Annotated in this window: 19 protein-coding genes; 5 read left to right on the plus strand and 14 right to left on the minus strand. The window is 73.8% G+C overall.

What is annotated here, in order from left to right:
* Positions 1-58: 58 nt before the first annotated feature.
* Positions 59-1,147, minus strand: coding sequence for a DUF1996 domain-containing protein (locus tag QMF80_RS04125; protein WP_283449509.1), 1,089 nt, complete (start codon positions 1,145-1,147; stop codon positions 59-61).
* 575 nt (positions 1,148-1,722) lie between these two features.
* Here QMF80_RS04125 and QMF80_RS04130 point away from each other — a divergent pair.
* From QMF80_RS04130 to QMF80_RS04140, 3 genes are all read left to right on the plus strand, one after another.
* Positions 1,723-3,498, plus strand: a complete 1,776-nt coding sequence (locus tag QMF80_RS04130; protein ID WP_283449617.1) for a S8 family serine peptidase — start codon at positions 1,723-1,725, stop codon at positions 3,496-3,498.
* A 302-nt stretch (positions 3,499-3,800) separates the two neighbouring features.
* Complete coding sequence (locus QMF80_RS04135; RefSeq protein ID WP_283449511.1) at positions 3,801-6,560, plus strand: helix-turn-helix transcriptional regulator; 2,760 nt, start codon at positions 3,801-3,803, stop codon at positions 6,558-6,560.
* Positions 6,561-6,647: 87 nt separating this feature from the next.
* A complete protein-coding gene (locus QMF80_RS04140; protein ID WP_283449514.1) occupies positions 6,648-7,709 on the plus strand; it encodes a GNAT family N-acetyltransferase in 1,062 nt (353 codons plus the stop codon).
* Between the two features lie 47 nt (positions 7,710-7,756).
* On the opposite strand, the gene QMF80_RS04145 is transcribed toward QMF80_RS04140, so the two are convergent.
* The gene (locus QMF80_RS04145) at positions 7,757-8,302 is read right to left on the minus strand and encodes a DoxX family protein (protein WP_283449516.1); all 546 of its coding nucleotides are present in this window, start codon (positions 8,300-8,302) and stop codon (positions 7,757-7,759) included.
* Between the two features lie 120 nt (positions 8,303-8,422).
* On the opposite strand from QMF80_RS04145, the gene QMF80_RS04150 reads away from it, so the two are divergent.
* Entirely contained in the window at positions 8,423-8,881 is a 459-nt protein-coding gene (locus tag QMF80_RS04150) for a MarR family winged helix-turn-helix transcriptional regulator (protein WP_283449518.1), read from the plus strand.
* A gap of 77 nt (positions 8,882-8,958) precedes the next feature.
* On the opposite strand, the gene QMF80_RS04155 is transcribed toward QMF80_RS04150, so the two are convergent.
* Both QMF80_RS04155 and QMF80_RS04160 read right to left on the minus strand, forming a co-directional pair.
* The gene (locus tag QMF80_RS04155) at positions 8,959-9,366 is read right to left on the minus strand and encodes a hypothetical protein (protein WP_283449520.1); all 408 of its coding nucleotides are present in this window, start codon (positions 9,364-9,366) and stop codon (positions 8,959-8,961) included.
* 337 nt (positions 9,367-9,703) lie between these two features.
* Positions 9,704-10,822: a glycosyl hydrolase family 18 protein gene (locus tag QMF80_RS04160; RefSeq protein WP_283449521.1), complete on the minus strand. Its 1,119-nt coding sequence runs from the start codon at positions 10,820-10,822 to the stop codon at positions 9,704-9,706.
* Positions 10,823-10,932: 110 nt separating this feature from the next.
* Here QMF80_RS04160 and QMF80_RS04165 point away from each other — a divergent pair, with 110 nt between their 5' ends.
* Entirely contained in the window at positions 10,933-11,724 is a 792-nt protein-coding gene (locus tag QMF80_RS04165; protein ID WP_283449522.1) for an NADPH-dependent F420 reductase, read from the plus strand.
* Here the strand turns inward: QMF80_RS04165 and QMF80_RS04170 are convergent.
* The 10 genes from QMF80_RS04170 to QMF80_RS04215 all read right to left on the minus strand — a co-directional run bounded on the left by QMF80_RS04170 (position 11,714) and on the right by QMF80_RS04215 (position 23,091).
* Complete coding sequence (locus QMF80_RS04170; RefSeq protein ID WP_283449523.1) at positions 11,714-12,358, minus strand: isochorismatase family protein; 645 nt, start codon at positions 12,356-12,358, stop codon at positions 11,714-11,716. The two genes, QMF80_RS04165 and QMF80_RS04170, sit on opposite strands and share 11 nt — an antisense overlap.
* 133 nt (positions 12,359-12,491) lie before the next feature.
* Complete coding sequence (locus tag QMF80_RS04175) at positions 12,492-13,472, minus strand: GlxA family transcriptional regulator (protein WP_283449524.1); 981 nt, start codon at positions 13,470-13,472, stop codon at positions 12,492-12,494.
* Between the two features lie 114 nt (positions 13,473-13,586).
* Positions 13,587-14,261 carry an HAD family hydrolase gene (locus tag QMF80_RS04180; RefSeq protein WP_283449525.1) on the minus strand — a complete coding sequence of 225 codons (675 nt, stop codon included), beginning with the start codon at positions 14,259-14,261 and terminating at the stop codon, positions 13,587-13,589.
* Positions 14,258-15,256 carry a pseudouridine-5'-phosphate glycosidase gene (locus QMF80_RS04185; protein WP_283449526.1) on the minus strand — a complete coding sequence of 333 codons (999 nt, stop codon included), beginning with the start codon at positions 15,254-15,256 and terminating at the stop codon, positions 14,258-14,260. Before QMF80_RS04185 ends, QMF80_RS04180 begins: the two co-directional genes overlap by 4 nt.
* Positions 15,253-15,486 carry a tautomerase family protein gene (locus tag QMF80_RS04190; protein WP_283449527.1) on the minus strand — a complete coding sequence of 78 codons (234 nt, stop codon included), beginning with the start codon at positions 15,484-15,486 and terminating at the stop codon, positions 15,253-15,255. Before QMF80_RS04190 ends, QMF80_RS04185 begins: the two co-directional genes overlap by 4 nt.
* Positions 15,487-15,597: 111 nt before the next feature.
* Positions 15,598-19,491, minus strand: coding sequence for an amino acid adenylation domain-containing protein (locus QMF80_RS04195; RefSeq protein ID WP_283449528.1), 3,894 nt, complete (start codon positions 19,489-19,491; stop codon positions 15,598-15,600).
* The gene (locus QMF80_RS04200) at positions 19,488-20,450 is read right to left on the minus strand and encodes an EamA family transporter (RefSeq protein ID WP_283449529.1); all 963 of its coding nucleotides are present in this window, start codon (positions 20,448-20,450) and stop codon (positions 19,488-19,490) included. The genes QMF80_RS04195 and QMF80_RS04200 overlap by 4 nt, the downstream gene beginning before the upstream one ends.
* Positions 20,447-21,115, minus strand: coding sequence for a uracil phosphoribosyltransferase (upp, locus tag QMF80_RS04205; protein WP_283449530.1), 669 nt, complete (start codon positions 21,113-21,115; stop codon positions 20,447-20,449). Before upp ends, QMF80_RS04200 begins: the two co-directional genes overlap by 4 nt.
* Before the next feature lie 250 nt (positions 21,116-21,365).
* On the minus strand, positions 21,366-22,268 hold the full coding sequence (locus QMF80_RS04210; RefSeq protein ID WP_283449531.1) for a class I SAM-dependent methyltransferase: 903 nt from the start codon (positions 22,266-22,268) through the stop codon (positions 21,366-21,368).
* Between the two features lie 97 nt (positions 22,269-22,365).
* A complete protein-coding gene (locus QMF80_RS04215; RefSeq protein ID WP_283449532.1) occupies positions 22,366-23,091 on the minus strand; it encodes a CatB-related O-acetyltransferase in 726 nt (241 codons plus the stop codon).
* Positions 23,092-23,223: the final 132 nt, after the last annotated feature.

Below are 23,223 nucleotides of genomic sequence, written 5' to 3' on the forward strand. Positions count from 1 at the left end.
CGGTCCGTACACGCCGCCAGGACGCCCCGGGTTCACGTGGCCCGCGTCACACCGGCCGTCAGCAGCGGCGGCCCTCGTTGAGGCAGGACACGATCCGCGCCATCGCGGCGTCGGTCATCACGTTCACGAACATCGCGTGGTCCGTCTCCGGGCCGTGCCGCTGTTCGGGGAAGGAGTCGAGGGCGACCGGGACGCCCGGAGCGACGGCGTAGGCGAGGGAGATCCGCAGCTCGGGCACCGGGAAGGTGGCGGCCGGGCAGATGCCGCCCGCGCCAGGGAACACCAGGTGCGAACGATGGTCGAAGGCGGCCGTGTCCAGGCCGTTCCAGCAGCTGGGGAAGGTCAGCGTGCGGGTGATCCGCTCACCACCGGGGCACCGCGGGTAGCGGGTGGTGGACCGGTCGGGCGAGCCCGAACAGCCCCAGCGGGCCCGGACCTCGGCGTCGCTGTCCGCGGTACGGGCGACGGGGTCGCCGGTCATGGCGCGCAGGAACCGGGGCATCGCTACGACCTTGCCCGCCGGGTTGCCGAGGAACCGGAGGGAGACGGCCGCCTCGGGCAGGATCGCGCCCGTGTTCCCGTGTCCGGCCGCGCTCTCCCGCGGCCGGACGCCGGGCCTGTCCTGGCGGCGGAGCACCGGCCAGTAGTACGCCGACCGGTCGCCGTCGCGGCAGCTGGTGGGCGCCGCGGCGAGGGAGCCGTCCGTGGACAGCGCGTCGGTGGACAGGTTGCCGACGTAGGCGTGCGTGTGGTGGGCGCCCGCGCGCAGGCCCGGGGAGACGACGAGGTTGTCCTCGTTGTAGTGGCCCTCCTCGTCGCGGCCGCAGTCGACGTCCGCCGTGCCCGTCGAGGCGTCGGGCCCGAGCGGGCCGGGGTCGCCGGGACCGGGCGGGACCTCGCGGATGTCCACGAAGTCGCCGGGCGCGGGCCGGTCGGCGGCGGACCCGGCGTGTGCCGTGCCCGCCGAGCCCCCCGCGCCCGCGCCCCCCGCGCCCCCCGTGTCCGCCGGTCCGGCGGCCGGGCCCCCGTGCGCGCCCGGCCGCCGCGCCGCGTCGGCCGCCCGCGAGGCGCCCAGCACGGCGCCCGTCAGTCCGCCGCCGAGCAGCAGGCAGATCAGCAGCGCGAGCAGTCGGCGTTCAGTCCCCATGACGGTCACGGTTGCCGTTCGCGGGCCCCGCGGTCAACCGCGTCTCACGGACGGCCCGGCGGCCCCGGCCCGAGGGCCGCGGGGGAGCGGCAGGGGGGTGAGCAAGGGTTTTCCCCGTATCGAGTTCATCCCCGCGTTGCCTACTGTCTGCCCACCGGCGATGTCGCCCGGGACCGAACACCAGCGACGCCAACCCCACTTGGCGCGCGGCTGCGCGACCCGGCGCTCCCCGGTACCGCCGTTGCCCCGCCCCGTCGACGCGGGCGGGGTCACGTGGCGAGCGGTGGTGGCCGGGGCGCGTTGAGGAGCCCTCTCCGGCCGCCGCCGCCCGCGAGGCGGGCCCTGCCCCACACACCCCACCCCACACCCCACACGCCCCACCCCTCCCCGGGTGCCTCCCCGTATCCCGTCCACCGCCGCGCACACCGTCGTGCGGGCACCGTGCCTCCTCCCCTACCTCCCCCCACGCAACCTCCCACACAGCTCCACACCGGCCGTCCCCGGCCTGCCGGGGACGGCCCGCGAAAGGGAACACCGTGCACGCGTCCAGACGTAGGCTCATATCCGTGGTGGCGATGTCCGTCACCCTGCTCGGCGGTACCGCCACCACCTCGATGGCCCTCGGCCACCCCGCCTCCGCGCCCGCCGCGGCCGCCGCGGCCCCCGTCGGCCCGACCACCCCGGCCCCCGTCGAGAACCTGATCGTCGGATACAAGTCCTCGGCCACCGAGGCGAGTTCCAACACCGCCGCGGCCGATGACGCCGTCGCCAAGGGCAAGAAGACCGGCAAGAGGACGACGTTCGAGCGCCGTCTCGGCACCGGAGCCGCGCTGGTCAACCTCGGCGGCGCCGTGGCCCCCGCCGACGCGGCGGGCGTGATCGCCCAGTTCCGTTCCGACCCGGACGTGGCCTACGTGGAGCCCGACTCCCGCGCCTACGCCATGGCCACCCCGGACGACACCGAGTACGCCAAGCAGTGGGACCTCTTCGAGCCCACCGCGGGCATGAACGTCCCCGGCGCCTGGGCCAAGGCCACCGGCAGTGGCGTCACCGTCGCCGTCATCGACACCGGCTACGTCACCCACTCCGACGTGGCGCCGAACATCGTCGCCGGATACGACTTCATCTCCAGCTCCACCGCGGCCCGTGACGGCAACGGCCGGGACAGCAACCCCGCCGACCAGGGCGACTGGAGCGCGGCCGAGGAGTGCGGCACCGGCTCCAAGGCCAGTGACTCCTCCTGGCACGGCACCCACGTGGCGGGCACCATCGCCGCCGCCACCAACAACGGCAAGGGCATCGCGGGCATCGCCTACGGCGCGAAGATCCAGCCCGTCCGGGTGCTCGGCAAGTGCGGCGGCGCCACCTCGGACATCGTGGACGCCATCACCTGGGCCTCCGGCGGCAGCGTCCCCGGCGTCCCGGCCAACGCCACCCCGGCCAAGGTCATCAACATGAGCCTCGGCGGCTCCGGCGCCTGCGGCACCAGCTACCAGAACGCCATCAACTCGGCCGTCGCGCGCGGCACGACCGTCGTCGTCGCCGCGGGCAACAGCAACGCGGACGCGAGCGGCTTCACGCCCGCCAGCTGCAGCAACGTGATCACCGTCGCGGCGACCAACCGCACCGGTGACCGCTCCTTCTATTCCAACTTCGGCTCCCTGGTCGACGTCGCGGCCCCGGGCGGCGAGACCCGCCGCGCCACCGACACGCCCGGCACCGTCACCACCCCCGAGAACGGCATCCTCTCCTCGCTGAACGCGGGCACCACCACCCCCGGCGCCGAGATCTACAAGCCCTACCAGGGCACCAGCATGGCCGCCCCGCACATCGCCGGTCTCGCCGCGCTGCTCGTCTCCGCCAAGTCCTCCCTCACCCCGGCCCAGGTCGAGTCGGCCATCAAGGCCAATGCCCGCCCGCTCGCGGGGACCTGCACCGGTGGCTGCGGAGCCGGTCTGGCCGACGCGGCCGCGACCGTGACCGCCGTGAGCTCCACCCCGCCCGCCCAGGCCTACGAGAACACCACCGACGTCGCCATCCCGGACAACGGCGGGGCCGTCTCCTCCTCGATCACCGTCTCGGGCCGCACGGGCAATGCCCCGGCGACCCTCATGGTGTCCGTCGACATCAAGCACACCTACCGCGGTGACTTGGTCATCGACCTGGTCGGCCCCGGCGGCGTCGTCGTCAAGCGCCTGCAGAACTCCTCCGGCGACAGCGCCGACAACATCCTGACCACCTACACCGTCGACGCGTCCGCGCTGCCCGCCAACGGCACCTGGCAGCTCAAGGTCCAGGACGTCGCCGCCGCCGACACCGGCTTCATCGACTCCTGGAGCCTCGGCTTCTGAACCGGCCCCGGTCCTCGGACCGCCCCGGCTCCCGAACCGGCCTCCGGCCCGACCTCCGGCCCGGCTCCCGAACCGGTCCCGGGCACTGAACCAGCCGCTCTGACGGGCCGATAGTACGGACCAAGCCACCCCCCGGACCTGCCAATACACCGCGTAAGGGCGGCTCCGGCGGGCTTTCCGGTCACCTGACTGATTTCTGCGTCACAATCCGGGTCCGCCCGGCGGCCGACCTCGTATTGTCGCGCTCACAGAAGCAGCACAGGAACTGGGGACCGAGAGGCTGGTGGCTGTGCGTGGCGGCGATGGGGAACGCTGACACGACCGTCGGGCACGGTGAACTGATCGAGACGGTGGACCGCGCGCTGACCACGCACGGCCGCGCCGTCCTCACCGGACCGGCAGGTTCGGGCAAGACCGAGGTACTGCGCGCGATCGCGGCGGCCGCCACCGGCCGCCGCGAACGCGTGCTCCGGCTCGCGCCCGAAGCCGCCGACCAGTGGATACCCGAGGCCTCCGCGGCCGCCCTGCTCGCCTCCGTCCCCCGCACCGCGCTCGACCGGCTCGCCCCGCCCCAGCGCACCGCCATCGCCCAGCTCCGCCGCGAGGCCGACGCCCCGCGCGCCGGACGCGACCACGTGGCCCTGCGCCTCGCCGTGGTCGAGGTGCTCCGCGCCCTGGCCGACCGGAACCCCCTCCTTCTCGTCCTCGACAACGCCCAGTGGCTCGACGCCGAGACCACCGACCTGCTCCGCTTCGCGCTGCGCCTGACCCCGCGCGCCGTCCGGGTCCTGGTGGCCGAATGCGTCCAGGGCGGCGCCCCCGTCGCCGAAACCCTTTGCGGGCCCGGCACCCCCGCGGTCCGGATGCCGCCGCTCGGCGCCGACGAGGTCGCCGAACTCCTCGTACGCCACGGCCTGCCCGCCCGCCTCGCCGGGCGGATCCACCAGGCCAGCGGCGGCAACCCGCGCCTCGCCCTCGCCTTCGGGCACTCCCTCGCCGAGGCCCGCGACGGCGCCGCGCACCACGCCGACACCCTGCCCCTGTCCGGCCAGGCCCGCGAGGTGGCGCGCAGGCTGCTCGCCGAAGCCCCGGCGCGCGCCCACCGGACCCTGCTGCTCGCCGCCCTCGCGGCCCGGCCCACCACCGCCCTGCTCCGCCGGGCGGGCCGCCCCGACGCGGAGGCCGAGCTGGCCGAGGCCGAACGGGCCGCGCTGGTGACCGTACGAGAGGACGGCACGGTCGAGTTCACCGCTGGAGCGCTGCCCACCGCCCTCGCGGCCGACGCGGGCTGGCCCGAACGGGCCGCCGGGCACGCGGCGCTGGCCGCCGCCGTCGACGACCCCGTCCAGGCGGTCCGCCACCGCGCCCTGGCCGTGGACACCCCCGACGAGGCGCTCGCCGCCGAGATCACCGAGGCCGCCGCGGACTGCCGCCGCCGGGGCAGACGCGCCCTGGCCGCCGAACTCGGCCTGCTCGCCGCGGAACGCACCCCGCCGGGCCGGGCCGCCGCCGAACTGGCCCGGCTGGTCGGCGCCGCGGAGGATGCGGGCTGGGCGGGCCGCGCCGACCTCGCCCGCCGCGCCGCCCGTCTCGTCCTGGCCCGCGACGCCCCGCCCGCCGACCGGGTACGGGCCCGGCTCGCCGTGATCGACGCGGCCGGGCAGGCCCTCGCCGACCTCGACGAGACCTTCGCCCATGCCCGCGACGACGCCGCCGCCGACCCCGCGCTCCAGGCCGCCGTACAACTGCGGATCGCCTGGAAGCTCAACCTGTCCGACGGCGACCCCGTCCGCTCCCGCGCCGCCGCGGCCGAAGCGGGGGTACTGGCCGCCATAGGCGGGGACCAGGTCGCCGAGGCCATGGCCCTGACCGTGCGGGCCCGGATGGGCCGGATCCTGGGCGACCCGGCCGCCGAGGACATCCTGGCCGAGGCCCTCACCCTGCCCGCCCCCGAGGTACCGCTCGGCATGCGCAACGCCCCGCAGTACCTCGCCGTCCGCCACGCCCTCTTCGACGACCGGCTCACCGACGCCCGCGAGCAGCTCCTGGTCCTGCTGCCCGCCGTACGGCGCACCGGCTCCGCCGAGGACGTCTTCGAGGTACTGCGCAGCCTCACCGAGGCCGAACTGCGCCGCGGCCGCTGCGCGGCGGGCATGGCCCACGCCCGCCGCGCCCTGGAACTGACCATCGAGGCGGGCCTCTCGCCCGGCCCCGCCTGGTACGTCGCGGCCTCGGCCGAGGCCATGGGCGGCAGCTTCGCGCGCGCCGCCGGATACGCCCGGCGCGGCATCCAGGCCTCCGAGGAGGAACACGACCAGGTGTTCCTCTCGCGCAGCCTGTTCGCCCTCGGCCAGGTCGAACTGGCCACGGGCGAGACCACCAAGGCCGTGACCACCCTGCGCCGCGTCGCGGCCCTGGAGGCGGCCCAGCAGGTCGTGGATCCCTCCATCCTGCGCTGGCACGGGGAACTCGCCGAGGCCCTGGTCGCCGCCGACGCCACCGACGAGGCCGCCGAACTGGCCGGATCCGTGCGTACGGTCGCCCTCGGCCTGGGCCGCACCAGCGTGGTCGCCGCCCTCGACCGGGCCCTCGGCCTGTGCCTGTCCGCGCGCGGCGAGGCCGACGCGGCCGTCGCCCTGCTCGAAGCCACCGCCGAGCGGTTCGACCGCCTCGAACTGCCCCTGGAGCACGGCCGGACCCTGCTCGCCGTCGCCCGGGTGGAACGCCGTCGGCGCCGCCGCGCCCCAGCCCGCGCCGCGCTGCTCTCGGCGGCCCGGATCTTCGCCGCGGCGGAGGCGAAGCCCTGGGCCGCGCTGGCCGGGGAGAGCGCGCCCGGCCCGGCGGGCGGCGCCGAGAGCGGGACCGGGTGCCCGGGCGTGGCCGCGCTCACCGAGGCCGAGACCCGGCTCGCCCTGCTGGTCGGCCAGGGCGCCAGCAACCAGGAGGCCGCCGCCCGGCTCTTCGTGAGCGTCAAGACGGTGGAGGCGCGGCTCACCCGCATCTACCAGAAGCTCGACGTGCGGTCCCGGGCCCAGCTGGCCACCGCGCTGCGGGCCCGCTGAGCGGGCCGCTGGCCGGGCCCGCCGAGCCCGTCCGTGACCTGATTTATCGGGTGGCCCGAAAGGACCCGGGAGCCCTAGGGTGCGCGCATGACGATCATGAACGCACAGCATGTGGACGAAGCGGTCTCCCTCACGGCGCGGGCCCTGCGCTCGGTCGCGCACCTCGACTGGTCGGTGCCCGCCGCCGGGCTGGAGTGGAGCTGCTACGACACCGTCGTCCACGTGGCGAGCGACTTCACCGGCTACGCGACCCAGCTCACCGGCCGCGCCTCCGCCGGGTACGTGCCCTACGAGATAGCGGCCGACCCGGGGACCGGGCCCGACGGGCTGATCCACATCATCGAGGCGACCGGCGGCCTGCTCTCCGCCGTCGTCGCCACGAGCCCCGCCGAGGTCCGGGCCTGGCACCCGTACGGCACCGGAGGCGCGGACGCCTTCGCCGCCATGGGCATCGTCGAGGCGCTGCTGCACACCCATGACGTGCTGGGTGGGCTCGGGGTCACCGACTGGGCGCCCCCGGCGGAGCTGTGCGGGGCGGTCCTGGACCGGCTCTTCCCGCACGCGCCGCGCGCGCATTCCCCGTGGCCGACCCTGCTGTGGGCCACCGGGCGGGCCGAGTTGCCGGGCCTGCCTCGGCTGGCGGGCTGGCGCTGGCAGACCGCGCCGATCCGCACCGAGCGGCTGGCGCTGTGCGAGATCTCCCCGGTGACCGGGGCCGATCTGCACACGGGCGGCCCGGGCGGGTTCGCGTGGACCGAGGACGGGCCGTACGAGGGCACCCGCTTCGCCGCCGGAATGGTCACCAAGGCGCACGAGGCGGGGGTCCACCGGCCGGGCTGGGGCGCGTACGCGATCGTCCGCGCCGAGGACGGGCGCGCGGTGGGCGGCATCGGCTTCCACGGCGCTCCCGACGGCGACGGCCACGCGGAGATCGGATACGACCTGGTGCCCTCGGCCCGGGGCAACGGCTACGCCACCGAGGCGGTACGGGCGCTGACGGCCTGGGCCCTCGGTCAGCCCGGCCTGAGCGCGCTGCACGCCACGGTGGACGAGGAGAACCTCGCCTCGCACGCGGTCGTCGCCCGGGCCGGGTTCCAGCGCGGCGGCGAGGGCGAGGGGCAGGTCCACTACACCCTCACCGCCCGCTGAGACGGCGCGGGCCGGGCCCGAACGGGACCGGCCCGCCGCACCCCGGATCAGGAGCGGGCGAGGAGCACCGCGCCCGCCAGCACCAGGCCCAGGAGCACCGCGATCGCGCCGTACACGGGGCGGTGGGTGCGCAGGACCGGGACGAAGCGGTCGAGGGCGAACCGGCCGGGCCCGGTGAGCGCGAGGGCCGCCGCGGCGGCGGTCAGCAGCAGTTCGTACTCGATGCCCGCGGGGGCGAAGAAGGACCCGGTGCCCTTGACCGCGATCGCGTTGATCATGGTGCCGACCACGGCGGCCCCGGCCAGCGGGGTCAGCAGTCCGGCCGCCAGGCCGAGCCCGCCCAGGACCTCGGAGAGACCGGCGACGACGGCCATGCTCTCGCCCGCCGGGTAGCCGCTCATGGTGAAGAACTTCCCGGTGCCGCTGATGCCGCCGCCCTCGAACCAGCCGAAGAGCTTCTGGGAACCGTGCGCCGCCATGGTCAGGCCGAGGACGAGGCGCAGGATCAGCAGGCCGCTGCCCGCGAAGGGGTGCGCGGGCGCGACGCCGGAGGGGGTGGTGGCTTCGGGAGTGAGCGTGGGGGTGGAGGTCATCGTGGGGGATCCTTCGCGGTGGGGACGGCCGTGGAAGACGCGATGTGTTTTGAATTTGAACTACGAATCCCGACCCTAACCCGTGATTCAAATTGGAACAACCTGGCGTAAAGTGGAGACATGGCTGAAACTCGATGGCTGGATGACGATGAGATGCGCGCCTGGAAGGGCTTCCTCGCCGCCTCGGCGCTGGTGAACCGGCGCCTCGACCAGCAGCTGAAGGACGACTCGGGCCTCTCGCACGCGCAGTACGAGATCCTCGTCCGGCTCGCGGACGCCGCCGACGGCGAGTTGCGGATGACCGAACTCGCCCACGGGCTGATCAACTCCAAGAGCGGGCTCACCTATCAGGTCACCCAGATGGAGAAGGCCGGACTCGTCCGCCGCCGCAGCTGCCCCTCCGACGTGCGGGGCGTCTTCGCCGTCCTGACGGACGTGGGCCGCGAGCGGCTCGCCCAGGCCGCCCCCGGCCATGTCGGCGCCGTGCGCGAGGCACTGATCGACGTCCTCACCCCGCAGCAACTCGCCGCCCTCGCCGACGGCCTGGGCGAAGTCAGCCGCCGCCTCCGCGACGCCTGAGCGCCCCGGAAGCCCCCCGCGGCGCGTCACTGGCCCGGTCCGGGGGGCGCTCGGGCCGACCGGCGGCGCGGAGCCGGTCAGGCGCCCTCGGGGGCGGGGGGTACGGACTCCTGGAGTTCGCGCAGGTCCAGGGCCATGACGGCGATCTCCGCGGCGCCGCCCGCGTAGGCACAGGTCAGGATGCGGGAGCCCGGGTTGATCACCATGGCCTCGCGTACGGACGGCGTACGCACCCCGGTGGCCCGGGCGCCCGACAGGTCCACCGGATGGCCGCGCTCCGGGACCCAGCGCACCGCCTCCGGCCCGCCGCACACCCGGCCCATCCGCCAGCGGCCCTCCCCGGCGGGCAGCCGGGCCATGCCCGGGATGCCGACGGGGTTCGCCGCGGGCCCGGCCGCCATGCGCTGGAGGTGCTTGCGGCGCAGCAGCCAGCCGAAGCCGACGACCACCGAGGCCAGGACGGCGAGGAACGCGACATCGATCACCTGGCCAATGGGAACACATCCCCTGAGTGGTGGGGGCGGTCAGCCCTTGAGTGCCTGTTTCTGAACCCCGTCACAGCAGGTCAGGGGCTATCAGTCTGAAATGAGAGCTTTGGGTGTGCGTTCGGGGAACGGTCACGGTGACCGCTCGCCGAACGGAAGCCGACGAGGCTCACGTGACGTGAGGGGAAGATGTGGCGTTCGCCGTGGCGCTGCTCATCAGCAGTGTCATCCAGAGGCCCCGAAGAGCCTGACAGCTTGATCAATCTCAAGTTGGTCACCACCAACTTGGTCCAGGCGCCGCCTGCTACCAAGCTACCGAACTCCCTGGCTCTGGGGTTCAGAAACAGGCACTGAGGGCGGTCCAGACCCCGGGGTCCTCGAAACCGAGGGCCCACAGTCCGCTGCCCCGCACCCCGTGCCGCGCCAGCACGGCCAGGTGCGCCTTCGAGCCCCGCGCGTCCTGGTACCAGACCTCGTGCGCGGCCCCGGCCGCGTCGGTGTAGCCGAAGTGCGGGGTGCCGGAGACCGTGTCGTACGTGTAGGCGGCGCCCACCCGCTCGCGCAGGGCCTCCGCCTCCCGGCTGGTCACGTGCCCGGCCCGGGCCTTCGAGCCGACCGTCCAGTTCCAGCCGTAGGCGGGCAGCGCCACTTCCAGCTTCTCGCGCGGCACGACCCCCACGGCGTACCCGATGAACCGGTCGTACCAGTCCAGCGAGGACAGCGGACCCGGATCGGCCAGCGCGTTGTGCAGGTTGTAGCCCATGATCCGCACCCGGTCGGCGACCTTGCCCAGGTGCGCGTAGTCGAAGGCGAGCCCCTCGCCGTCGAGCCGGGGCATGACCGTGACCACGCACGTCTTGCGGAGCGCGTGCAGCCGGGCGCACAACTCCTCGGTCAGCCGGTCGTAGCCCTCGCGGACCCGCTCGGTCAGCCGCGCGTCCCCGGTCTCGGCCATCCGCTCGTAGTCCAGGTCGAGACCGTCGTAGGACCGGCTCGTCACCACCTCCATCAGCGCGTCCACGTGGGTGGCGCGCTCGGCCGGATCGTCCATCAGCTCCGCCATCGCGGCCGGTCCCGGGGTTTCGACGACGGTGGGGACGACGCGGATCCCCTTGCCGTGCAGCCCGTCGATGATCCGCTCGTCCCCGGCGCCCGCCTCGCCCGCGATCGCGTCGGCGGCCGAGGCCGTGTACCAGAAGGGGCTGACGGTGTGCAGTTGATCGGCATGGGCCAGGGCCGAGGCGTAGCCGGCCTCGGTGTCCCAGTACGGCAGCCACGCGGAGGTCGTACGGGCATCGGCGCGGCCCCCGGCCGCGGGGCCCGCGTCGGCGTGCGGGGCGGACGTACCCGCCAGAGCGGCGAGGAGGGCGACGGCGAGCACGGCGGCGCGCCGCAGGGGCAGAGGGCGGGGGAGGCGCAGGGGGACGGGCAGCGGCAGGGCGCGAGTGGCGGTCATGCCACGAACCTGGCCCGGACCGCCCGCCCCGGCCCCCCGGACGCGCCGGAAGCCACCGAGCGCACACCGAGCGCACACCGATCGGCGGACCGGCCGGGCACCGCGAGCCCATGACGGGTGGTCACCCCTGGGCCGGGCCCGCCCGTTCGGAGGAAGATCTGGATCCCGGGAATGCCGGGCGGCGACGGGCGGTTCGGATCATCGCGAGACCTGACCACCCCGCACGCACTGGAGACACCATGAAGATCGGCATCATCGGAGCAGGCAACATCGGCGGCAATCTGACCCGCCGCCTCACCTCCCTCGGACACGAGGTGTCCGTGGCCAACTCGCGCGGCCCGCAGACCCTGACCGCCCTCGCCGAGGAGACCGGCGCCACCCCCGTGACCGTCGCCGAAGCGGCCCGCGGCGCCGAGATCGTCGTCGTCACCATTCCGCTGAAGAACGTGCCCGACCTGCCCGCGGGCCTCTTCGACGAGGCGGCCGACGGCTTCGTCGTCATCGACACCGGCAACTACTACCCGCAGCAGCGCGACGGCCGGATCGCCGCCATCGAGGACGAGGGCCTGACCGAGAGCCGCTGGACCGAGGGCCACCTCGGCCACCCGGTGGTGAAGGCCTTCAACGGCACGTACGCCGAGGACATCCTGGCCAGGCCGCTCCCGGCCGGAGACCCCGGCCGGATGGCCCTGCCGGTCGCCGGTGACGACGACGCGGCCAAGAAGGCCGTCCGTGCCCTCATCGACGAACTCGGCTTCGACTCCGTCGACGCGGGCGGCCTCGACGACTCCTGGCGCCAGCAGCCCGAAACCCCCGTGTACGGGCTGCGTGCGGGCGTGGAAGCCGTCACCAAGGCGCTCGCCGAGGCCTCCCCGGAGCGCAAGGAGAGCTTCAGGGGCTGACCGCCTCCGGCGCCGACAGGTCGCCGACGGTGGGCACCACCAGCCCGAAGAGGTCACCGATCGTGGCGAGGCTCGCGCTCTGGAGGGTGGCGGCGGAGACGGGGCTCCCGTCGAACGCGGGCAGCGACCGGGTGGCGGTCGCCTCCGCGACGACGGTGGGCCGGTAGCCGAGGTTGAAGGCGCCCTGGGCGGTGAAGGTGACGCACATATGGGTCATGAATCCGGCGAAGACCAGGTCCGCACCGGCGCCCAGCTCCCGCAGGGTCTCCTCCAGCCCGGTCGCGTGGAAGGCGTTCGGCACCTGCTTGACCACGACGGGCTCCCCGTCCCGGGGCGCGACCTCGCGGCTGATGGAGCCGATGTCGGCCCGGATGTCGTACGGGGTGTCCGGGCCGCCGTCGTTGACGATGTGCACCACGGGCGAACCGGCTGCGCGGGCGGCGGCCAGTAGCCGGGCCCCCGCCTCCAGGGCGGCTTCGGCGCCCTCCAGCGCCATCACCCCGGTGCGGTAGGTCTGCTGGAAGTCGATCATGATCAGAACCGTGTCGCCGCCGAGTCGGGGAGGCGTGCCGTCGAGCCCGACGACCTCGCGGAGGGTGGCTGAGGGCATGACGGAGGGAGGGGTGACGCTCATGGGGTGGGATCCTTCATCTCTTGAATGACTGAATGACTGAATGACTGAATGACTGAATGAACGAATGAACACGTGGCAAGCCTGCGCCGCTGGTGCAGCGCCGAAGGGTGCTACGGGCGGGCGCTACAGGGAACTACGGGGCGCTGCGGAAGCGCCGCCGGTAGGTGGCCGGAGTCGTGGCGATCTGCTTGCGGAAGGCGCGGTGCAGGGTCTCCACCGACCCCAGCCCGGCAGTCGCCGCGACGCGTTCGAGCGGCTCGTCGGTGGTCTCCAGCAGCCTGCGGGCGGCTTCCACCCGCGCGGCCTCCACGTAACCGGCCGCGCCGACGCCCGTCTCCCGGCGGAAGGTGCGGGCGAAGTGCCGCTCGCTCATGCACATGCGGGCCGCGAGCGCGGCGGCGGAGAGATCGCCGTCGAGATGATCGGCGATGTACGCGCACAGCTCGTCGATGTCCCGGCGGGTACCCGGGGGACGGCTGAGCGGCACGCTGAACTGGCTCTGGCCGCCCTGCCGTTTGAGGTACATGACCAGATGCCGGGCGACGGCCAGGGCCATCTCCTCCCCCAGGTCCTCGGTGACGAGGGCGAGGGCCAGATCCATGCAGGCGCTGATCCCCGCCCCGGTCCACACCCGCCCGGACCGGACGAAGATCGGGTCCGGATCGACCTCGACCCGCGGGTGCTCGGCGGCCAGCAGGGCGGCGGTCGACCAGTGGGTGGTCGCCCGCCGTCCGTCCAGCAGCCCGGCCGCCGCCAGCAGGTGCGCGCCCACGCAGACCGAGGCCACGCGCCGGGCGTGCGGGGCGGTGGCCCTGATCCACTCGACCACCGCCGGGTCCACGCGGGGCACGGGCCCGTCCGGGCGCAGGTCCACCGCGCCGGGCACCAGGAGGGTGTCCACGGCGGCCCCGACCTCGGCGAAGGTCAGGTCGACCACCAGCCGGACCCCGGCCGAGGTGGTCACGTGGCCGGGTTCGGGGCCCGCCAGCCGCACCTCGTAGGCGTTGTCGGCGGACTCCCGGTTGGCCAGCGCGAAGACCTCGGCCGGGCCGGTGACGTCGAGCAGGTCGACGTCCGGGAAGACCGCGATGACGACGCGGTGGGGAGTGGGCATGCGTCCATCGTCACGGCTCGGGCCCATGGCCGCAATGACGGTTCTCTGTCATATCTGGCCATCCCGAGGCCCCGCCCCCGCCGCCCTGCCCGTCCGCGCCCCTCCCGGGCGCCGTTACGGGGCCACCGGCACGACCTGCGCGAGGTGGGCGACGACCTCCGCGAAGGTGTCGGCCACCCAGGTCGGTTCGGCCCCGGCCAGCTCGGCCGCGGAGTGGACGCCGTACGTCACCGCGACGGACCGCATCCCGGCCGCCCGGGCCATCAGCAGGTCGTGCGTGGTGTCGCCGACCACCACGGCGTCCGCCGCCCTGAAGCCGAGCCGGTCGAGGACCACCCGCCCCGACTCGGGGTCGGGCTTGGGCCGCGAGACCTCGTCCGCGCCGATCACCAGGGCGAAGTACTCGATCAGTCCTGCCGCCGTGAGCAGCGCGTCCGCCGGGGCGTGGAACTTGCTCGTCGCGACGGCGAGGCGCATCCCGCCGTCGCGCAGCGCCGCCAGCCCCTCCGCGACGCCCGGGAAGACCAGTGCGGGGGCCTGCGGCAGGACGATGGTGTCGAAGAACTTCCGGTACAGCCGGACCGCCTCGGTGACCACGGACTCGTGCGTCTCCACGCCCAGGAGGAGGGCGAAGGCCCGTTCCAGGGGGAGCCCGATGGTGGCGCGGATGTCGGCCGCGGCGGGCCGCTCCGTACCCAGGGCGTCGAAGGCGGCCTGGAAGGTGTCCACGATCGCGCGCGGCGAGTCGACGAGGGTCCCGTCCAGGTCGAATACGGCAAGTTTGATCATGAGGATGGCCCTGTCGTCGCGTCGTGCCCGGCTTCTTCTTCCCTGACGACCGCGCTGTGCGCCGCGGCCAGCCTGCCCGCGGCTTCCGCGCAGGTCACCAGCACGGCCATGTTGGCCCGCGCCGCCCGCCCGTCGGTCGCCGCGTCCACCGCGCGCATCAGGTACTTGGTCAGTCCCTGGCCCGACACCCCCTCCCGGGCCGCCGCGGCCACCGCTTCCGTGATCGCCGCGTCCACCTCCCCGGAATCGATGGCGTCCGCCTCGCTCACCGGGGTGGTGATCAGGAACGAGGTGCGTCCGCCCAGCGCCCAGTGGGTCTCCACGGCGCGCGCCAGGACGTCCGGGTCGTCGACGCGGTGCGGAGCGCGGTGGCCGCTCGTACGGCAGTAGAAGGCCGGGAAGTCGTCCGACCCGTACGCCACCACGGGCACGCAGTGCGTCTCCAGGTACTCCAGGGTCAGCCCCAGGTCCAGGATCATCTTCGCGCCCGCGGAGACCACCGCGAGCCGGGAGCGGGTGAACTGGATCAGGTCCGAGGAGATGTCGAAGCTCTGCTGGGCCCCCCGGTGCACCCCGCCGATGCCCGCGGAGGAGAACCAGCGGATGCCCGCCAGCTCGGCCGCCACCAGCGAGGACGCCACCGTGGTGGCCCCCGGTCCGCCCCGGGCGAGGACCACCGGGAGGTCCCGGCTGGAGACCTTCGGGATCCCGGGCCGGGTGGCGAACCGGTCGATGTCCGCGTCGGTCATGCCGATCCGGATCGCGCCGTCCTCCACACAGACCGTGGCGGGTACCGCCCCGCCGGCGCGGACCGCGTCCTCGACCTTGCGGGCGGTCGCAGAGTTGTCGGGGTAGGGCAGGCCGTGGGTGATGACGTTGCTCTCGAGGGCCACGACCGCCCGGCCCTCGTGCAGCGCCTCGGAGACCTCCTCGGTGAACACGAGCGGGACGACGGGAACCCCCGGCCCGAGGGGGCCGCCCCCCAGGGCGCTCACGATCCGTCCCAGTAGCCCGGAGCCTTCAACAGCAGTTCCCGGCGGGCGGAGATGTCGGTGACGACCCGGTCGGCCCAGTCCTCGGGGGCCACCGGCTCCAGAGAGATCGACACGACGTTCTCGGGGACGCCGAAGGTCTCGGTGACGGCCGCCGTGACCGCCCGGTCGAAGGCGGCGAGCCGCTCCGCGGTCAGCTCCAGCGGGAAGTGGTGGATGTGGACGTGGGGCACGGAGCCCCTCCTCTCGGACGGGATGCGATCAACGCACGGAACGGTCGGGGCAGACGGTCGGGGCAGGGGCAGGGGCAGGGGCGGGCGGACAGGGGAGAGAGCGGGACGGGGTCACGCGTCGGACGGGGTCCGGGTGCGGACGGCCGCCACGAGCGCTTCGATGCCCTCGGGGCGCAGGGCCTGGTAGTGGTCGGCCGCCAGGTCGATGACGACCGGAGGGGTCGCGGAGTAGCCGGAGCGCCCCTCGATGAAGGAGTAGTCGTCACCGGCGGCCCGCACGATGGTCACGGGCGCGCGCAGGCACCGCTCGGTCATCTCGTGGAAGGTGTAGTCGAATTCGTACGTCTCCCGCACGATCCGGGTGATCCGCCGGACGGTGTCCGGGTCCAGCTCGGGGAACCGGCCGGTCACGAAGCCCACGAGGGAGTCCTCGTCGCGGGCGGCCGCCAGGCACGCCGCGAGGTCCGGCCCGGCGGCGACGCTGCCCGCGAAGACCGAGTACAGGATCGTCACGTACCCGGGGTTGCGGTAGGAGGACTCCCGGTCGTAGGGGAGGCCCCGGGCGTCGCGCACCCTCGGGTTGCCCGGGCAGATCAGCAGCAGGTCCGACACCCGCTGCCCGGCCTGTTCGAGCTGCCAGGCGCTCTCGAAGGCCACCCGGGCGCCGAAGGAGTAACCCCACAGGGTGTAGGGCCCGTCGGGCTGGAGCCGGCGGATCTCCGCCACATCGGCCGCCGCCATCTCACCGATCGTGGCGAAGGGGGTCTCGCCCGCGTTGATGCCCGCCGCCTGGACCCCGTAGAAGGGGCCCCCGGTAGCCGCCTCGCGGGCCAGCAGCCGCAGGTTCATCGGGTAGCCGCCGAGCCCGGGCCAGCAGTAGACCGGCGGAACGGGACCCCGCGTGTACGGCCCCTCGGCCGGCCCGCTGTCGTGCAACAGCACCAGCCGCGAAGCCGGTTCGGGGTCGGCGTCCGCGATCCGGTCGGCCAGATCGGCCAGCCGGGGGTGACCGAAGAGGGTCTGCATGGGCAGCGCGATCCCGAACTCGCGGTTGATCCAGCGGGTGAGGGTCATGGCGATCAGGGAGTTGCCGCCGGAGGCGAAGAAGCTGTCCGTCATCGATACGTTCGCCACGTCGCGGTACTTGAGCGCCTTGCCCCAGGCTCCGGCGAGCAGCCGCTCGGTCCGGGTCCCGGGCGGCACGTGGACGCCCGACCCCCGTGCGGGGGCGGTGAGTTCCTCCCGGGCCGCCAGCGCGGAGTAGTCGATCTTCCCGTTGGCGGTGAGCGGCAGCGCGTCCAGCACCAGCACCTGATTGGGGATCATGTAGTCGGGCAGCAGCCGGGCGAGGTCGTCGCGGATCATCTCCGTCGGGCCGCGCATGTGCACCGAGTCCTCGCGCATGCCCGTGCAGGCGACCTGCTCCTCGCTCACCTTGCCGCCGAGGAAGAAGTACGAGGGCCCCGACGGGATGCCCGCCTCGGCGAGCACGGCGTCGATGCGCTCGGCGGTCGGCAGCGGGTGGCCCGAACGGGAGGAGTAGCCGGAGGACATCAGGCCGATCCGCAGGGCGTTGCGCTGGAGCCGGTGCAGGGTACGGCCCAGGCTCAGGTACGCGAGCCGCTCGTCCCCGACCCGGCTGACGGCGCTGACGCCGAAGCTGGCGGCCTCGTACACGCCCTGGTTGATGGCGATGACGTGCCGCTTCTCGACGGCCTCGGCGGCGACGAGCGTGAAGTCCTCCCCGTCGAGGCGGTAGAGCCCGCCGGGCAGGTCCAGCACTCGGCCCGGGTGGGCCTGCACGAACAGCTCGACGGGGTCCGGGTCCGCCGGCCGGTCGTCGGGCACCACCTCGAAGGTCCCGACGAAATGGTCCTCGTCGGCCACGTCGAGGGCGGCCTTGACCGCGGCGCCGCCGTGCGGGGCCGGGCGCAGGGTCAGCCCGTACTCGGGGAGCACCTCCTCGAACACGCCCAGCATGTGACCGGTCTCGAACTCCAGCACCTCCTCGATGTTGGTGCTGTACACCGGCTCGATCGCTTGCCGCCGCCCCAGGAAGTGCACCCGCAGGGCGCCGGGGGAGAGCGGGCCCGAGGCCGCCGGGGGGCTGTCGCCGATCCGTACGAGGGTGTGGTCGACCGGGTGGAAGTAGTGGATCCCCGCCGCCAGCCCGGCCACGCCGCTGCCGGTCTCCAGGTACATCTGCACCGCGTAGAGCGCGCCGGGGGAAGCGTAGGCGTACTTCGGCAGCAGCCGCTCGCCGCTGCCGAACGGCCCGAACCAGCGCAGCAGGGAGCCCAGTTGGGCGTACGTCAGGTCCCGTGCGGAGGCCGGTCGGCGCGAGCGTGCGGCGCGCGGGCCGAGCAGCTCGCGCAGATCGGCGCGGGTGACCTTGCCGCCCTCGTAGAAGCGATAGGTCTTGCGGGCGAAGACCTCGCGCCGCTGGTGCCCCGAGGCCTGCTGGCCGGGCAGGACGGACACCGGGCGGTCGGCGAGCTCCTTCGCCGGGCGCAGCCCCGGATTCGACAGCTGGGCCTTGACCTGGAGCTTGCTCGCCTTGGACTGGTGGTGCGCGCCGTGCGCGCCCTGGTCCATCAGGGCGGCCTCGCGAGGGTTCAGTTCGACCAGCGCGAACAGCTGCTGGAACCCGGTGCGCGGGTCGTCGGCGACCAGGGCGGCGGCCCGCCGGACCCAGGTGTGCTCCTCGATCGCGGAGGTGATCTCCTCCAGTTCGACCCGGTAGCCGCGCAGTTTCACCTGGGTGTCGGCGCGGCCCCGGAACCGGATGGTGCCGTCCTCGTTCCACGAGGCCAGGTCACCGGTCCGGTACAGCCGCTCGCCCGGCAGGGTGTTTGAGTCGACGAATCGTTCCTTCGTCTGCTCGGGCAGGTTCAGATAGCCGCGCGCCAGCTGCACCCCGCCGATGTACAGCTCGCCCTTCGTCCCGGGGCCGACCGGGCGCAGCTCCTCGTCGAGGATGAAACAGCCGGTGTCGGCCACCGGCACGCCGATGGAGACGATCGCCGAGGCCTCCTCCCCGGCCAGGGCGGCCAGGTCCACCGTGTGCGCGGTGGCGTTGATGGTGCACTCGGTGGGGCCGTACAGATTGACCAGGCAGGCCCCCGGCAGCTGGGCGGCGAAGGCGCGGGCGAGCTTGACGGTCAGCGCCTCGCCCCCGGAGAACACCCGGTGCAGGGAGGTGCAGGAGGCGAGGCGCTCGGTGTCCAGCAGGGCCTGGAGCAGGGTGGGTACGCATTGGAGCGTGGTCACCCCGTGCCGGACGATCGTGTCGATCAGGTCCTCGGGGTCCCGGTAGCAGCCGGGCGCCCCCATGACCACGCGCCCGCCCGCGGCGGGCGCGAGGATCTCCCACTGGGCGGCGTCGAAACTCATGGGAGTCTTCTGGAGCACGGTGGTCCCCGGGCCGAGGTGGCCCTGGTCCACCAGCCAGCCCAACTGCGAGACGATGCTGTGCTGTTCGATCAGTACGCCCTTGGGACGGCCGGTGGATCCCGAGGTGTAGATGACGTACGCGAGATCCGCGGGGCCCGCCGCCGGGTGGTCCTGCGGGGATGCCGGGATGTCGTCCCCCAGGGTCACGACGGTGACTCCCGCCGGGGCCAACTCGCGTACCTTCGAGGCCAGATGGCGCTGCGTCACGATGACGCCGAGGGCGGAGTCCTCGATCATGTAGCGCAGCCGGTCCTCCGGATAGTCCGGCGACAGCGGCAGATAGGCCCCGCCGGAGGCGAGGATGCCCCACACCCCGGTCATCAGATCGAGCGAAGGTTCCGCGTACAGGCCCACCGGGGTGTCGACGCCCGCGCCGAGCCGGCGCAGCCGCCGTCCCAGCCGGTCCGCCGCCGACCCCAGCTCCCGGTAGGTCAGCCCCAGGTCACCGCAGATCGCGGCCACCTCTTCGGGCCGGGCGCGGACCTGCTCCGCCAGCAGCTCCGACAGCGCCGCGGCACGTGCGGCGCTCTCGCCGGTCGGGTCCGTGTTCATCTGACCACTCCGGTCGGTTGGGACGCGGCGGGCGCCGGACGTCCGGTGGACACGGGGGGAAGGCCGGGGGACGGCGGGGGCGCCGGGGAGTCCTTGCGTCGCCTGCCGCGCGGCTGGGCCACGACCACGGCCGCGACCACCGCGAGCGCCCCGGCCAGCTGGAGCGGCCGCAGCGTCTGGTCCAGGACCAGATAGCCGAGCGCGGTCGCCGCGAGCGGGGAGATGAAGCCGAGGAAGGACACCGCGAGCGCGGGCAGCCGCTCCACGCCGCGGAACCACACCGCGTATGCCAGCAGCGCCCCGACGAAACCGAGGTACGCGAACCCGGCCAGGTTCCTCCCGGTGATCGTCTCCGGCAGCCCCTCGCCGAACAGGGCGAGGGGAGCGAGGACCAGTCCGCCGACGGTCAGCTGCCAGCCGGTGAAGGTCAGCAGCCCGACCCCCTCCGGGCGCCCCCAGCGCTTGGTGAGCACGATCCCGCAGGCCATGCTCACCGCGGCGAGCAGCCCGGCCGTGACCCCGATGCCGTTGAGCCCGGCGTTCGGCTGGAGCACCAGGAGACCGACCCCGGTCGCGCCCAGCGCGCAGGCCACCACGTGGACGGCCCTGATCCGGTCGCCCAGCAGCAGCGCCGACAGGACCAGGACGAACATCGGCTGCACCGAGCCGACCAGTGCGGCCACGCCGCCCGGCAGGTGGTAGGCGGCCAGGAAGAGGAAGGTGAAGAAGGCGCCGATGTTGAGGACCCCGAGCACCAGCGCCCGCGCCCACCAGATCCCGCGCGGCAGCGTGCGCCCGATGAGCAGCAGGATCAGTCCGGCGGGCAGGGCCCGGACGGTGGCCGCCAGCAACGGCCGGTCCGGGGGCAGGAATTCGGTGGTCACCAGGTACGTGGAGCCCCAGACGGCGGGGGCGAGCGCGGTGACGGCGGAGTCCGCCGCGACCCGGTGGCCGCTCACCGCGCTGCCACGGCCGAGTCGGTGGTGCCGAAGAACCGGTCGCCGAAGTCCCCGATGCCCGGGATCATGAAGGCGTTGGGGTTGAGCCGTTCCTCGATCGACGAGGTGATGATGGTGACGTCCGGGTGCTCGCGGTGGACCGCGGCGATCCCCTCGGGCGCGGCGAGGAAGTCGACGAGGACGATGTTCTCCTCGCGGACCCCGGCATCGGTGAGCACGCCGATCGCGGCATTCGCGCTGCCTCCGGTGGCGAGCATCGGCTCCAGCAGCAGGACGTGCCGGTCGGCGATGTCGTCGGGCAGGTTCCAGTACTGCAGGTGCGGCAGCTTAGTGGTCTTGTCCCGCTGGATCAGGATCTTGCCGATCCGGATGCCGGGTATGAACTCCCGCAGTGCCTCGGCCATGGAGTCCCCGGCCCGGATCACCGGTACGGCGCACAGCTTCCCGGTGAACTTGAGCCCGTGGTAGGTCTCGCCGACCGGGGTGACCACCTCGTGCTTGTCGAAGGGCAGCAGGTCCAGGGCCGATTCGAGCAGTAATCGGATCACGCGGCGCGAGTAGAGGACGAAGTCGGCGCGCGTGGCGCTCCGGTCCCGGATGACCGTGTGGAGGGCGCGGAGTTGGTTGGTCTGGGGCAGTTCGTGGACTTTCGGGCTCGTCGACATGGGTCCTGCTCTTCGTCGGTGGGGGCAGCGGTCAGAAACAGAGCAAACACTCTGTGACTTGGTGTCCGCAAGGGTCCGAGTTCCGCACTCGTGGCCGAATCCCGCCTTCCGCGGCGCCCCGCGTCCACGCGCGCTCCCGCTTCGCCCCCACCCGACCAGCGCGTACGCGTGCGCCCCTGCCCGGATCCGGGCGGGGGCGCACCGCGCGGCCTTGGCCGAATTCGGGCGGCGAGCGGCGCCGGTCACGGCACTAGCGCGCGGTCAGGACGTACGCGTCCAAGGTGCGGTTCCCCTTCGAAAGGGCGAGCGAGCCGAGGGTGTCCAGCGTGGGGCGCAGCGCGCGGGCCACGGCCGAACCGGGATCGAGGGCGGCGTACATGTCCCGGCAGATGGCGATCTCCCAGTCCGCGTCCTGGAGCCCGGTGGTGTCCACCCGCTCCTCGGTGACTGCCGACCAGCCCGCCGCGCCGAGCAGCTCGTGCAGCGCTTCGCGCGACATCGGCATCCGCACATTGGCCCCCTCGCCGTGCCCGTAGGCGGCGGCCTGGCCCTGGGCCAGTACGGCGAGCAGATGCGGAATCCGGTCGGCGGCGCGCGGGGTGAGGTCCCACTCGGCGAAACAGAGGGTGCGGGCCCACGGGCGTACCCGGGCGAGTGTGTCACCTATCCGCTCGGCGGAGTCGAAGTACCAGGAGCAATGTGCCAGGACCACACAGTCGAACGCGCCGTCCGCGATCCCCGCCGGGGCCCCCTCGCCGGCCGCGTCGAGCACGTCGAAGCCGAAGCGGAATGCGATGCGGGAGCCGAGTGGCCCGGAGCCGAGCCGGGCGGCGGACTCGCCGACCGTGACCGGGGCGCCGTAGGACGGATCGGCGACATCGACGGCCAGTACGTGTCCCCGCGGCCCCACCGCGTCGGCGAGCACCGCCGTCATGTCTCCCTGCCCGCAGCCGATCTCCAGGATCCGGGCCCCTGGTTCGATGCCCCAGCCGCGTACGAGCGCGGTCCGGTGCAGGGTCTGGATCTCCTGGACCGCGCGGTCCAGGTCGGCGGCGGCCATCGCGTCGGCCAGCGCGGCGACGCGCGCGGCGGAGGGTTCGGCGGTGGGGTGGGGGGTCGGGCCGGGGGTGGGGTCGGCGGTCAGATCAGGCACATGTTCCTCGGATCCGGATGAGAGACGGTACGGCGTACGGACTGGGCGCCGTGAGCCATCATGAGGACATCACGTCCGCAGCCGTACGTCACCGGATTTACGGGCGATGCGGAGCGGCGGCCTCCAGGGCGTCCACGCTGCCGGACATGACCGTGCGCAGCCGCGCGGTGAGGTGCTCCAGGGGCCAGTCCCACCAGGCCAGGGCCAACAGCCGGGCGATGTCCGCGTCGTCGAAGCGGCGCCGCAGCAGCCGGGCCGGGTTGCCGCCGACGACGCCGTAGTCCGGGACGTCGTCGACGACCACGGAGCCCGCGGCGACGACGGCGCCGTGCCCGATCCGGACGCCGGGCATCACGGTCGCGCCGTTGCCGAACCACACGTCGTTGCCCACGACGGTGTCGCCCCGGCCGGGCAGCCCGGTGATCAGGTCGAAGTGCCCCGCCCAGGACCCGCCCATGATCGGGAACGGGAAGGTGGAGGGACCGTCCATCCGGTGGTTGGCGCCGTTCATGAGGAACCGCACGCCCGTGCCCAGGGCGCAGAACCTGCCGATGACCAGCCGCTCCGGGCCGTAGTGGTAGAGGACGTTGCGGGTCTCGAAGGCCGTCGCGCCCTCCGGGTCGTCGTAGTACGAGAACTCGCCCACCTCGATGAGCGGCGAGGTGACCAGCGGCTTGAGGAGCACCACGCGCGGCTGGCCGGGGACCGGGTGCAGCACGGTCGGATCGGCGGGCGCGAGATCGGCGGCGGCCCGCGGGGTGTCGGGATCCGCGGCGGCGGGGCCCGGGGCGTCGTGGTGCGGGGTGTCGGGCGCGTCCGTCATCGGTGGTCCTCCGTCGGTGGGTGTGATGGGTGCGGTGGGTGTGGGGAGGTCCCCGAGGGCCCCGCGTTCTCTGTCGTGTGCCACGAACCGGACCCTACAGAAGCCCTGTTCAGCGGATTCCGGACGCCGACG

This window comes from Streptomyces sp. G-G2, assembly GCF_030063135.1.
GTDB lineage: Bacteria > Actinomycetota > Actinomycetes > Streptomycetales > Streptomycetaceae > Streptomyces.